The following is a 12289-nucleotide window of genomic DNA, read 5'->3' as shown; positions in this document are numbered from 1 at the left end:
CGTTGTGCCGTAATCCGCGTAGCGATGCGCCAAAAGCGCTGTGCGGCCGGCATAAGCTGACTACAGGCCCTTATAAAATACGCCCAGGTTTCCGGCTCCGGGTCTCGCTACCGGGGCCGGAACCATTTGGAGCAAGAGAAATATGTCCGACCTCATACCCCAACTTACCCAGCAATTCTTCAATGGATTGTCTCTGGGCGCGATCTATGCGTTGATTGCCATCGGCTACACAATGGTCTACGGCATCATCGGTATGATCAACTTCGCCCACGGCGAAATCTATATGATCGGCGCCTATGTCGGCCTGGTCACCCTGACGTCCATCGGCACCAATAGCGGTCTGCCGATGCCGTTCATTATCGCGGCCATGCTGCTTGTTGCGATCACCGTGACCGGTATCTACGGCTTTTCCGTCGAACGCGTGGCCTACCGGCCCGTACGAGGCAGCCCCCGGCTGGTGGCGCTGATCTCGGCGATCGGCATGTCGATCTTCCTGCAGAACTGGGTCGCGCTTGGCCAAGGCGCGCGCGACATGGCCGTGCCCTCGCTGGTATCGGGCGCCGTGCAGTTCCACATGGGATCCGATTTTGACGTGACGGTGCCGTATTCGCGCATCATGATCATTGTCGTGACGGTCGTGCTGATGATCGGACTGACGCTGTTCATCAAGTATTCCCGCATGGGCCGCGCCTCGCGCGCCTGCTCGCAGGATATGCACATGGCCAATCTGCTGGGCATCGATACCAACCGCGTGATCTCTTTCACGTTCGTGATGGGCGCGATCCTGGCGGCGGTGGGGGGCGTGTTGATCGCCATCACCATCGGCAAACTGAATCCCTTCATCGGCTTCCTGGCCGGCATCAAGGCCTTCACGGCGGCGGTGCTGGGCGGCATCGGCAGCATTCCTGGCGCCATGCTGGGCGGCGTGCTGCTGGGCCTGGCCGAGACCTTCGCGGCCGCGTATATCTCGTCACAGTACAAGGACATCGTGGCGTTTTCGCTGCTGGTCCTGATTCTGCTGTTCCGTCCCACCGGGCTGCTGGGCAAACCTGAGGTGGAAAAAGTCTGATGTCGAAAAATAATCTTAAAAACGCCACGATGGCGGCCGTGCTGACGGCGGTCATCGTCACGCCGGTGTTTGGCCTGCAACTGATCCGCCAGGGCGCGCGCACCTCGATGGAATCGCACTGGGGGCTGGTGGCGCTTGCCGCGGCCGTCGTGTTCCTGTTCCAGATGCTGCGTCCGTGGATCGCCGCGCCATTCAAGAAGCTGAAGACGTCGCTGCCGACCTTGCCGTCCGCACCCGCCAAGAGCCACAAGGGGCTGGCGCTGCTGCTGCTTGCGATCGCGGTCGTCTGGCCATTCTTCGCGGGCCGCAGCTCGGTCGACATCGCCACGCTGGTGCTGATCTATGTGATGTTGGGCCTGGGCCTGAATATCGTCGTGGGGTTCGCGGGCCTGCTGGACCTGGGTTTCGTCGGCTTCTACGCCGTCGGCGCCTACACCTATGCCTTGCTGTACCACTGGGGCGGCTGGAGCTTCTGGGAAGCGCTGCCGTTCTCGGGCGCGATGGCGGCGTTGTTCGGCTTCGTGCTGGGCTTTCCCGTGTTGCGCCTGCGGGGCGACTACCTGGCCATTGTGACGCTGGGGTTCGGTGAAATGATCCGTCTGCTGCTGATCAACCTGAACACGCTGACCGGCGGGCCGGACGGCATCTCGGGAATTCCGAAGCCCACGGTCTTTGGCCTGGAAATGACCCGCCGCGCCAGCACGGAAGGCGGCACGACGTTCCATGACTTCTTCGGGCTGACGTTCCAGAATCAGCACATGGTGATCTACCTGTACATGATGGCGCTGTTGCTGGCGCTGATCACGCTGTTTGTCTCGACGCGCCTGATCCGCATGCCGGTCGGCCGCGCCTGGGAAGCGTTGCGCGAGGACGAGATCGCGTGCCGGTCGCTGGGGCTGAACCCCACGCGCATCAAGTTGTCCGCGTTCACGCTGGGCGCCACCTTCGCCGGCTTCGGCGGCGCATTCTTCGCGGCGCGCCAGGGCATGGTGAACCCGGAGTCCTTCACCTTCATCGAATCGGCGCTGATCCTTGCCATTGTGGTGCTGGGCGGCATGGGCTCGCAGGTGGGGGTGATCCTGGCGGCCGTGCTGTTGACGGTCTTGCCGGAACTGGCGCGGGAATTCGCCGAATACCGGATGCTGATGTTCGGTCTGGTGATGGTGTTGATGATGATGTGGCGTCCGCAGGGGTTGTTGCCCATGAAGCGTCCCCACGTGGAGCTGTCTAAATGAGCGAGGCATTGCTGAAAGTATCCGGGCTCACCATGCGGTTTGGCGGCCTGCTTGCCGTCGACAGCGTGGCGTTCGAAGTCAAATCCGACGAGGTGTTTGCCATCATCGGCCCCAACGGCGCCGGCAAGACCACCGTGTTCAATTGCGTCGGCGGTTTTTATGCGCCGACCGCGGGCGACATCATCATGGACGGCAAGCCGATCACCGGACTGCCCAGCCATAAGGTCGCCCGTCATGGGCTGGTGCGCACGTTCCAGAACGTGCGGCTGTTCAAGCAGCTGACCGTGCTTGAGAACCTGCTGGTGGCGCAACACATCCAGGTGGAATCGCGGCTGCTGCCGGGGTTGTTGAAGCTGAAGGGCTATCGCCAGTCCGAAGCCGACGCGCTGTCGCGTGCGGCGCAATGGCTGGACTTCATGGGGCTGCGAGAATTCGCCAACCGCGAAGCCGGCAACCTGGCATATGGCCACCAGCGCCGCCTGGAGATCGCGCGATGCATGATCACCAAGCCGCGCCTGCTGATGCTGGACGAGCCGGCCGCTGGCCTGAATCCCCAGGAAAAGCGCGATCTGCAGTCGCTCATCGATCAACTGCGGCGCGAGTTCGGCGTTGCGGTGCTGCTGATCGAGCACGACATGAGCCTGATCATGGGCATTTCCGACCGTATTCTCGTCATGGAGCACGGCAAGCCCATTACTACCGGCACCCCCGAGCAGGTGCGCAACGACGAGCGCGTCATTAAGGCGTACCTGGGGGAGGAATGATGCTTAAGCTGGAAAACATACACACCTACTACGGCGCGATTCAGGCGTTGAACGGGGTGTCGGTGGACGTCAACAAAGGCGAAATCGTGACGTTGATCGGGGCCAACGGCGCCGGCAAGACGACGCTGCTGATGACGGTCTGCGGAAACCCCAGGGCGCGCGAAGGCAAGATCACGTTTGAAGGCGAGGACATCACCCACAAGGACACGCACCACATCATGCGCAATGGCATCGCCATTTCGCCGGAAGGGCGTCGTGTCTTCAAGGATTTGACGGTTGCCGAGAACCTGATGATGGGCGGCTTTTTTTCGAAGCGGTCGGAAATCGAGGCGGGCATCGAGCACGTCTACGGTTTGTTCCCGCGTTTGAAAGAACGCTCCGCGCAGCGCGCCGGCCTGATGTCGGGCGGCGAACAGCAAATGCTGGCCATCGGCCGGGCCCTGATGACGCGTCCGCGCCTGTTGCTGCTGGACGAGCCGACGCTGGGCCTGGCGCCGCTGGTGATCGCGCAGATCTTCGACATCATCCGCGAGATCCGCGAACAAGGCGTGACGGTGTTCCTGGTGGAGCAGAACGCGAACAAGGCGCTGGGCGTGGCCGATCGCGGCTATGTGCTGGAGAACGGCCGCGTCGTGCTGCAGGACACGGGCGCCAATTTGCTGGTCAACGATCAGGTGCGCAAGGCTTACCTGGGCGGTTGACGATTGGATCGACATTCCCCGCGAAGGGAAATTGGGCGCATCGGAAGATGCGCCTTTTTTTTCGTGGAAAGCGGTGATGCGCGCGCGCAACCATCACGCCGCGATAAGCTGCCTGGCCAAGTCGGCTTCATAGTGCGCAATGGCGGCGCGGGCCAGTGCATCGATTGAATCCGTCAGCATCACGCCCAGGCCGGGGCGCAGCGCATGCGGCACGGCTAGCGGCAGTTCGGTGCAACCGAGCACCACGGCATCGGCGCCGCGGGCCTTCAGACGCGCGATGCACTCGGCGGCCGGCGCGAACGCGGCTTCCAGTTGATTGCCTTTGACGGCGCGGATCGAGCCCATGCAGTAGCGTTCGACCTCGTCGTCGTCCGGCACGATGCACTCGTAGCCTTGGGCCTCGAGACGCTTCTGGTAAAGCCCCAGCTTCAGCGTGGCCGCGGTGCCCATCAGGCCAATGCGGCCACGGGGCAGGCCCAGGCGGCGCAGGTCGTCGATAACTGCCTGGATGATGTGCAGCACCGGCACACCGGTGGACGCCGCGATCTCGTCATACCAGAGGTGCGCCGTGTTGCACGGGATGGCGATCAACTGCGCACCGGAGGTTTCCAGGAAACGCACGCCGTCGACCATGTAGGGCAGGGGGCTTTCGCCGCCCGCCATGTAGGCGCTGGAACGGTCGGGAATGCGGGGATCGTTGCGCAACAAGGTGGGGATGTGTTGCTGGTCAATCGCGGCGGGCGTCAGCGCCGCCAGGCGTAGGGCAAAGGCCGCGCCGGCCATCGGGCCCATGCCGCCCAATACACCCAGGTAGCAGCCCTGGGAAAAGGTCTTCACTTTATAAACTCCGAGGTAATGCGTCGCCGGGCGTCAGGACCTGTCCCGGGCGTTCAGCGCCAGTTCGTTCCCCGTCCCACACCTGCTTGCCGTTGACCCACACCGCGTGGATGCCCTGGCTTGCCTGAATGGGAGCTGAAAAAGTGGCCACATCTGTCACCGTGGCGGGATCGAACAGCACCAGGTCAGCATGATAACCCTCGCGCAGCAGTCCACGCTTGGCGATTCCATATTGGCCCGCCGCCAGGCCCGTCATCTTGTGAATGGCGGCCTCTAGCGACAGCAGCTGTTGTTCGCGCACCATCGTGCGCAAGACATTGGTGAACGTGCCCCATTGGCGGGGGTGCGGATGCGGATCGAAGGGCAGGCCGTCCGACCCGACCATCGTCAGCGGATGCGCGAAGATGCGGTTGACGTCGGCGGGGTCCATCAGGAAGTAGATCGCGCCGGCGGGGGCCAGGCGCGCGACGGCGGCCTCGTCGTCCAGGCCCAGCGCTTGCATGACCTCGCTGAAATCGCGGCCGGTGGCCTCGGGGTAGCCCTTGGACCAGGTAATCATCGTGCGGCTGGCCAGCCGTGCCCGGTCCAGGCGCAGCATGGTGGAGGTGGCCGGATAAGGATGGCAGTCCAGGCATACGGGCTGACTGGCGGCGGCGCGGCTGATCAGGTCCAGGGTTTCGCGGGTGCGGCCATGATTGCGTTCGCCCGCCAGCTTGTGGTGCGAAAACACCACCCGGCAGTCGAGTTCGCGGCCGATCAGCAACGCTTCCTCCATGGCGGGAACGATGTGGTCGGCTTCGTCGCGCAGGTGGGTGGCGTACAGACCGACCCGGCCGGATTCCCGCGCGTCCTTGAGCGGACGGCAGACGTCGATGATCTCGTCGGTGGGCGCGGCGCTGGCCGGCGGGTAGAACGTGCCGGTGGAGACGCCGAAGGCGCCGGCGTCCAGCGCTTCTTGCATCAGCTCGCGCATCGCGGCGCGTTCGCCGTCGTTCGCGGCACGCGACGTATCGTTCATGACGGCGACGCGCAGCGTGGTGTGCCCCACTAGCGGGATCACGTTCACGGCGGCCGGCGTGGCGCGCAGGGCGTCCATCCACGCGCGAAACGTGCCGAAGCGGAACAGGTCGGGCGGGCCCAGCAGGTCCAGCGGTTGCGGGACGGCGTCGCGCTCAAGTGGCGCCAGGCTGATCCCGCAGTTGCCGGTGACGACCGTGGTGATGCCTTGCGACACTTTGGGCAACATGTCCGGATGCGCCAGCAGGTAGCCGTCGTCGTGGGTGTGCGAATCGATGAAGCCCGGGGCCAGGACCTTGCCCCGTCCGTCGACTACCGGCACGCCTTCGGGGTGGACGAAGCGGCCCACTGCGACGATGCGGTCGCCCAGCACGGCCAGGTCTGCCTGACGTGCGGGGCTGCCCGAGCCGTCGATAAGCGCGGCGCCCGCGACGATGAAATCTGCCTGCAAAGTGCAATCCGTCATGAGGCTGCTTAGTCCAGTTTTTCGATGCCGGCGTTGTCGATGATCTTCTGCCACTTGACCGTTTCACGATCGATCAGCTGCTTGAAGTCGTCGGGCGAACCCGCGGCCGGCACCGCGCCCAGCGTGGCCAGACCGGTGCGCACCTCGGGCGCCTGAAGGGCTTTCTGGATGGCGGTGTTCAGCGTGGCCACCACCTCGGCGGGGGTGCCCTTGGGCGCCACGACGCCGCCCCACGCGACCGTTTCATAGCCCTTCAGACCGGATTCGTCCAGCGTCGGCACGTCGGGCATCAAGGGCAGGCGTTTCAGGCTGCTGACGCCGATGGCGCGGACCTTGCCGCTCTTGACCAGGGGGGTGGCTTCCGAGGTGTTCACGAACAGGTAGTCCAGGCGGCCGCCCAGCAGGTCCTGGATGGCGGCGGGGCCGCCGTTGTACGGGATGAACATCACGTCCAGCTTGGCCATGCTCTTGAAGAGTTCGCCGCCCATGTGGCCGGTGGTGCCGACGCCCGAGGCGCCGTAGGACAGGCGGCCGGGTTGCTTGCGGGCCAGGTCAATCAGGTCCTGCACGCTCTTGACCGGGGAATCGGCCGGCACGATCAATGCGTTGTACAGGTCGAACAGGTGGGCGACCGGCGTCAGGTCCTGGTCCACGTCGTAGGGCAGGCGCTTGAACAGCGAGCGGTTCACGGCAAGCGTATTGATGTTGCCGTAGCCCACGGTGTAGCCATCGGCCGCGGCACGCTTGACCAGCGCGATGCCGATGTTGCCTGCGGCGCCCGGGCGGTTTTCGACGACCATCGTGGCGCCGGTGTCGCGGGCCAGTTGCGTTGTGATCAGGCGCGACAGCACGTCGGGCGATCCGCCCGCGGCGGACGGCACGATGAACGTGATGGGCTTGTCGGGATACGGGCCGGCGACGGCGGCGCCGATCAGCGAGGTGCTCAGGGCTATCGCGGAAAGGCTGCGGAAAATGGTGCGGTACATGGTGGTATTCCCCTTGTTTTGTTGTGTAGACCGGCGCAGATTACACCTGCGCTGCGGCGCCGCATCATCGAAAAATGTGGCAATCCTATAATCCGCCGTTATCGATCAAGGGGAAGAAATTTGGATGCGGATGCCTATGCCGACGAGGTCGGCCCCAGTGCCGGACGGCCGTTGAACCTGCGTCAGATCGAGGTATTCCGGGCCATCATGATGTCCGGTTCGATCAGCGGGGCGGGGCGGATGCTGCACGTATCGCAACCTGCCGTCAGCCGGGTGCTGGCGCTGACCGAGAGCCGGCTGGGATATCGTCTGTTCGAACGCGTGAAGAGCCGCTTGTCGCCCACGGCCGAGGCGCGCCGGCTGTACGCCGAAGTCGAGCAGGTCTATGGCGGTATCCAGCGCGTGAACGATCTGGCGGCCAGTTTGGGACAGTCGGGCGCGGGCATGCTGAAGATCGTGGCCAGCGCCAGCTTCGGCCAACGGTTGGTTCCGATGGCGTTGGAGCGGTTTCGGGGGCGCAATGCGGATGCCCGCGTGGACTACCGCAGTGTCACGTTCGACGAACTTGCGGCGTACTTCCTGTCCGGGCAGGCGGACATCGGCATTTCGATGCAGCCGCCCGATCATCCCAACCTGACATCGGTTCGGCTGGCGCAGGTGCCGGTGGTCTGCGTGATGCCGAAATCGCATCCGCTGGCCCGCCATGATGTGGTGCGCCCGGAGGATTTCGCGTCGGCCGCATGGATCGGTTACCCGCGAGACACGCCGCTGGGGCGGGCGTTGCAGCCGTTCTTCGGGGAGGGGCCGCGATGCGCCGCCGCGGTCGAAGTGCACTCGCCGGTGACGGCCTGTTCGTTTGTGCAGCAGGGGTTGGGGCCGGCGCTGGTGGACGCGTGGTGCGTGGCGCCCGACCTGGCGGCGCAGACGGTGCTGCGGCCCATCGAGCCCGCGGCCTGCGTCGAGATCTGGGCCACGCATTCGAATCTGAGCGCGCCGCCGTTATTGGCTCGGCGCTTCCTGGCGGCGGTGAAGAAAACGCTGGAGGGCGCAGCGTTCTCGGGGCCGCCAGGCGCGCCGGACAAAAGCTGATTCGGAAGGGCAGCGGGGCAGGGGAAAGCCGCCTGCCGGCAGCCTTCGCGTTACAGCCCTTCGGCCTTCAGCGCGGCCTGGACGCCCTTGTCGGCTTCCATGCGCTTGAAGAATGCCGCCAGATTGTCCTGACCGGACAGGTCCACGCCCTTGGCATGCGCCCAGCGCAGCACGACGTACAGGTAGGCGTCGGCGATGGAGGGCGCGTCGCCCGTCAGGTACGGCTTGCCGGCCAGTTGCGCGTCCAGCTGCGAGAACAGCTTGGTCAGCAGCTTCGAAGCCGATTCGGCCAGTTCTTTCTGCGCGCCTTCGTCGCTCAGGAAGCGGGACGCACCGAAGATCATCGAGAACGTCTTGTGGATGTCGGAGTTGATGAAGCCCACCCAGCGGCGCACATCCGCGCGTGAACGCGCGCTGCCGTCGCCCAGCAGCTTGCTCTGCGGGGCCTGTTCGGCGATGTATTCCAGGATCGAGGCGTTCTGCGTCGCGGTCCAGTCACCGTCGGTCAACGCGGGTACGGCGCCCAGCGGATTCACCTTCAGAAAGTCAGCGCCCTTGAGCTCCTCGCGGCTGAGCTTGTGCGTCTCGTATGGTTTGCCGACCCACTCCAGGACGATGTGGGAAGCGAGCGAGCACGCGCCGGGCATGTAGTACAGTTTCATGTGATGGGGTCTCCTGAGAGGAAGGACGGGAGGCACCGTCCCTGGGCGCTATGGTACGCCAACCAAGGCCGAGGCCGCGCCTTCCTGCCATGCCATCCGTGCCCGCATTCAACCCAGTTGCCGCCGGAGATGTCCATGCAGTCACGCACCGCCGCGAGCACGCGCGCGATCCCCCTGTTCGTATCCTCGTTGCTGGCCGTCGCGGGCGCCTTTCACGCCGCGTCGCCTGCGCGCGCCGCCCAGGAACCGCCCGCAGTGGCCTCCCGCGTCACGCCTGTCGTGGGCGGATTGGATCATCCTTGGGCAATGGCCTTTCTGCCCGACGGCGGTGTGTTGATCACCGAACGACCCGGCAATCTGCGCTTGCTCCGCACGCCGGGCGGGCTGTCGAAGCCGCTCTCGGGGGTGCCTAAAGTGGCAGCCTCGGGGCAGGGCGGCTTGCTGGACGTGGCGCTGTCGCCGGACTTCGCCATCGATCGTTATGTGTATTTGTCTTACGCCGAGTCCGACGGCAATAAAAGCGGCACGGTCGTCGGACGCGGACGCCTGGCCGACGACGCCACGGACCTGCAGGATTTCAAGGTGTTGTTCCGCCAGGCCCCCAAGCTGTCGTCGGGTCAGCATTTCGGATCGCGCCTGGTATTCGACGGCAAGGGATATCTGTTTATCGCACTGGGCGAAAACAACCAGCGTCCGACCGCGCAGGACCTCGACAAGCTGCAAGGCAAGGTGGTGCGGCTGAAAACCGACGGCTCGGTGCCGCCCGACAATCCCTTTGCCGGCAAGGCTGGCGCACGGCCCGAGATCTGGTCTTACGGACACCGCAACCCGCAGGGAATGGCGTTGAACCCGTGGTCCGGCGACCTTTGGGAGAACGAGCACGGCCCGCGCGGCGGCGACGAGATCAACGTAGTCAAGCCGGGCAAGAACTACGGTTGGCCGTTGGCGACCTACGGCATCAATTATTCGGGCCAGCCGATACCCGAGGCCAAGGGCGAAACCGCCCCCGGGACCGAGCCGCCGCTGTTCTGGTGGGCCAAGTCTCCCGCGATCAGCGGCATGGCCTTCTATAGCGCCGACCGCTTTCCGGCGTGGCGGAACTCGTTGTTCATCGGCGCGCTGGCCAATCAGAATCTGATCCGCCTGACGCTGGACGGCAATCGGGTCGTGGGGCAGGAGTGGTTGCTGGTGGACCGCAAAAGCCGGATACGCGATGTCCGGCAGGGGCCGGATGGATATGTCTATGTGCTGACCGACGCATCTCCCGGGCAATTGCTGCGGATCGCGCCGGCCGAATCGGGAGAGTGAGCGATGAAGACGTATGAACTGATCGGATCCGCGGGCTGCGGCTCGGCCATCGTCGAGATGGCGCTGGCGCTGGCCAACGTGCCGCATACGCTGACGGACGTGCCGTACCTGAAACCTGGCCCGGAACGCGACAGGCTGCTGGCTCTGAACCCGCTGGGGCAGGTGCCGACGCTGATCACGCCCGACGGCGAGGTCATGACCGAAAGCGCGGCGATGATCCTGCACCTGCATGACGTGGCGCCACAAGCGGGCCTGGCGCCACCGCCCGACAAGCCGGAGCGCGTGCACTTCCTGAATCTGTTGCTGCGGCTGGTCGCCGCCATCTATCCGACCTTCACGTATGGCGACGACCCACCGCAATGGACCACGGAGGGCGCGGCGGCGGACCTGCTGCGGGAACGCGTGCATACGCGCCGGGCGGAACTATGGCTGGAGCTTGAACGCCAGGCGGGCGCGCCCCATATGCTGGGCCGCCGATTCTCGGCGCTGGACCTGTATGTGACCGTCATGACGCATTGGCGGCCCGGGCAAGCGTGGTTCGGCGCTGTCTGTCCGGCGTTGACGGCCGTGGCGCGCGAAGCGGCCCTGGAACCGAACGTGGCGCGGGTGTTGCAGCGGAATTTTCCGCCGCCCACCGAATAGCCGCGAAGGCCCGCCGTTATGCCTTGGCGCGCCGTTTGCCTTTGGCTCGCGCCTCGCGCACCGCGATGTAGACGCCGCTGCCGGCGATGATCAGTGCGCCCAGGTAGGCATAGGCATCCGGCGCTTCGCGCCAGAAAATCCAGCCCAGGATCGTGGCCCAGATCAGACCGGTGTAGTCGAACGGCGCGACGACGGAGGCCGGGCCGATGCGAAAGCCCTGTGTGATCAGGGCCAGCCCCAGCGTGCTGAACAACGCCACGCCGCCGAAGTAAGGCAGGTCTTCCATCGCCGGGGTCTGCCACACCCAAGGCAAGCCGACGGCGCTGCAGACCAGTTGCCCCAGCACGATGTAGAACGTGGTCGTCAGCATGCCTTCGCCGCGGCTGATGCCACGCGCCGTGATCATCATGACGGCATACAGGAAGGCCGTCGTCAGCGGCAGCAGGGTGGCGGGCTGGAAAGCGGACGACCCCGGGCGCACGACGATCAACACCCCGACGAAGCCCGCCAGCACGGCGAGCCAGCGCTTGCCGTCCACGCGTTCTTTCAGGATCAACACCGACAGCGCCGTCACGAACAGGGGGGCGGCGAACGCGATCGCGGTGGCCTCGGCCAGCGGCAACGCGCGCAGGCCCAGGTAGAAGCAACAGGCGGACACCACGTTGATCGCGCCGCGTGTCAGGTGCAGGCCCGGGTGCGTGGTGCGCAGCACCCGGCGGCCTCCCAGCCACAAGGCAAGCGTCATGACGAAGGGCAAGGCGATCAAGGCGCGCAGGAACAGGATCTGCAACGGGTTGTAGTGCGCGCCCAGCCACTTGGCGTTGGCGTCGCTGAGCGTCAGGAAGAAGATGCCGCCCACCACGCAGGCAATGCCTGCTGCGGCGGAGTGGTCCCGGGCGGCGGGTAGTACGGTCGAGGAAGACATCTGAAACCTGCAAGAGCGGCGGTTCCTGCCGCCGTGGCGAATAAGGGACGTATGTGCGTAGCGCGGAGGGTCAGCCCTGGGCGCGGTAGGCGGCCAGCGCCACCATCGCCCAGGCGGCCAGGAAGGCCGCGCCGCCCAGGGGCGTGACGGCGCCGAGCCAGTGCGTGCCGGTCAGCGACAGAAGGTACAGGCTGCCTGAAAACAGCACGATGCCCACGAACATGACCACGCCGGCCGCCGACAGCAGCGGCGAGCCGAACCGGGCGCCCAGCAGGGCGATGATGAACAGGCCCATGGCGTGGATCAGGTGGTACAGCACCCCCGTCTGCCAGACGGACAGCAATTCCGGCGTCAGCATGCGCTTTAATCCATGGGCGCCGAAGGCGCCGGCGCCCACTGCCACCATGAGGTTCAACGCTGCGAGTATCGTGAGCTGCCGGTCCGTCATTGCTTGTCCTTTTCCTTGTCTGTGATCGTGTGTAACGCCGCCTATGATATGCCCAAATTCGGTGCATGCCGGGGCGGACCGCGCGCCGACGGCAACCGGCCTGGAAATGGCATTCCAAATGGGATATCATAAATTCTGTT

13 protein-coding genes are annotated in these 12289 nt (G+C 65.1%); 7 read left to right on the top strand and 6 right to left on the bottom strand.

Annotated elements, in window-relative coordinates; genetic code table 11:
- Nucleotides 1-142 precede the first annotated feature (142 nt).
- Genes livH through CQ050_RS17935 form a run of 4 tightly spaced genes read left to right on the top strand, consistent with a single transcriptional unit; the run spans nt 143 to nt 3769 of the window.
- On the top strand, nt 143-1069 hold the full coding sequence (gene livH / locus CQ050_RS17950) for a high-affinity branched-chain amino acid ABC transporter permease LivH (protein WP_105558196.1): 927 nt from the start codon (nt 143-145) through the stop codon (nt 1067-1069).
- On the top strand, nt 1069-2304 hold the full coding sequence (locus CQ050_RS17945) for a high-affinity branched-chain amino acid ABC transporter permease LivM (RefSeq protein ID WP_199196857.1): 1236 nt from the start codon (nt 1069-1071) through the stop codon (nt 2302-2304). The genes livH and CQ050_RS17945 overlap by 1 nt, the downstream gene beginning before the upstream one ends.
- Entirely contained in the window at nt 2301-3068 is a 768-nt protein-coding gene (gene livG, locus CQ050_RS17940) for a high-affinity branched-chain amino acid ABC transporter ATP-binding protein LivG (RefSeq protein WP_105558194.1), read from the top strand. The genes CQ050_RS17945 and livG overlap by 4 nt, the downstream gene beginning before the upstream one ends.
- A complete protein-coding gene (locus CQ050_RS17935) occupies nt 3068-3769 on the top strand; it encodes an ABC transporter ATP-binding protein (protein ID WP_105558193.1) in 702 nt (233 codons plus the stop codon). The genes livG and CQ050_RS17935 overlap by 1 nt, the downstream gene beginning before the upstream one ends.
- 93 nt (nt 3770-3862) lie before the next feature.
- Here CQ050_RS17935 and CQ050_RS17930 read toward each other — a convergent pair whose 3' ends face one another.
- Genes CQ050_RS17930 through CQ050_RS17920 form a run of 3 tightly spaced genes read right to left on the bottom strand, consistent with a single transcriptional unit; the run spans nt 3863 to nt 7075 of the window.
- Nucleotides 3863-4606 (bottom strand): aspartate/glutamate racemase family protein, encoded by a 744-nt coding sequence (locus CQ050_RS17930; RefSeq protein ID WP_105558192.1) that lies wholly within the window; start codon nt 4604-4606, stop codon nt 3863-3865.
- A gap of 1 nt (nt 4607) precedes the next feature.
- Entirely contained in the window at nt 4608-6089 is a 1482-nt protein-coding gene (locus tag CQ050_RS17925) for an amidohydrolase family protein (RefSeq protein ID WP_105558191.1), read from the bottom strand.
- Between the two features lie 8 nt (nt 6090-6097).
- Nucleotides 6098-7075 carry a tripartite tricarboxylate transporter substrate binding protein gene (locus CQ050_RS17920; protein ID WP_105558190.1) on the bottom strand — a complete coding sequence of 326 codons (978 nt, stop codon included), beginning with the start codon at nt 7073-7075 and terminating at the stop codon, nt 6098-6100.
- A gap of 120 nt (nt 7076-7195) precedes the next feature.
- Here CQ050_RS17920 and CQ050_RS17915 point away from each other — a divergent pair, with 120 nt between their 5' ends.
- On the top strand, nt 7196-8164 hold the full coding sequence (locus tag CQ050_RS17915; protein WP_105558189.1) for a LysR family transcriptional regulator: 969 nt from the start codon (nt 7196-7198) through the stop codon (nt 8162-8164).
- Between the two features lie 50 nt (nt 8165-8214).
- On the opposite strand, the gene CQ050_RS17910 is transcribed toward CQ050_RS17915, so the two are convergent.
- The gene (locus tag CQ050_RS17910; RefSeq protein WP_105558188.1) at nt 8215-8826 is read right to left on the bottom strand and encodes a glutathione S-transferase family protein; all 612 of its coding nucleotides are present in this window, start codon (nt 8824-8826) and stop codon (nt 8215-8217) included.
- A 135-nt stretch (nt 8827-8961) separates the two neighbouring features.
- On the opposite strand from CQ050_RS17910, the gene CQ050_RS17905 reads away from it, so the two are divergent.
- Both CQ050_RS17905 and CQ050_RS17900 read left to right on the top strand, forming a co-directional pair.
- Entirely contained in the window at nt 8962-10134 is a 1173-nt protein-coding gene (locus tag CQ050_RS17905) for a PQQ-dependent sugar dehydrogenase (protein WP_105558187.1), read from the top strand.
- Nucleotides 10135-10137: 3 nt separating this feature from the next.
- Nucleotides 10138-10776, top strand: coding sequence for a glutathione S-transferase family protein (locus CQ050_RS17900; protein ID WP_105558186.1), 639 nt, complete (start codon nt 10138-10140; stop codon nt 10774-10776).
- A 16-nt stretch (nt 10777-10792) separates the two neighbouring features.
- Here CQ050_RS17900 and CQ050_RS17895 read toward each other — a convergent pair whose 3' ends face one another.
- Nucleotides 10793-11701: a DMT family transporter gene (locus CQ050_RS17895; protein ID WP_105558185.1), complete on the bottom strand. Its 909-nt coding sequence runs from the start codon at nt 11699-11701 to the stop codon at nt 10793-10795.
- 70 nt (nt 11702-11771) lie between these two features.
- On the bottom strand, nt 11772-12149 hold the full coding sequence (locus tag CQ050_RS17890; protein WP_105558184.1) for a DUF423 domain-containing protein: 378 nt from the start codon (nt 12147-12149) through the stop codon (nt 11772-11774).
- Between the last annotated feature and the right edge of the window lie 140 nt (nt 12150-12289).

The organism is Achromobacter sp. MYb9 (assembly GCF_002975275.1).
GTDB lineage: Bacteria > Pseudomonadota > Gammaproteobacteria > Burkholderiales > Burkholderiaceae_B > Achromobacter.
This window is presented reverse-complemented; position numbering and strand designations above follow the sequence as displayed.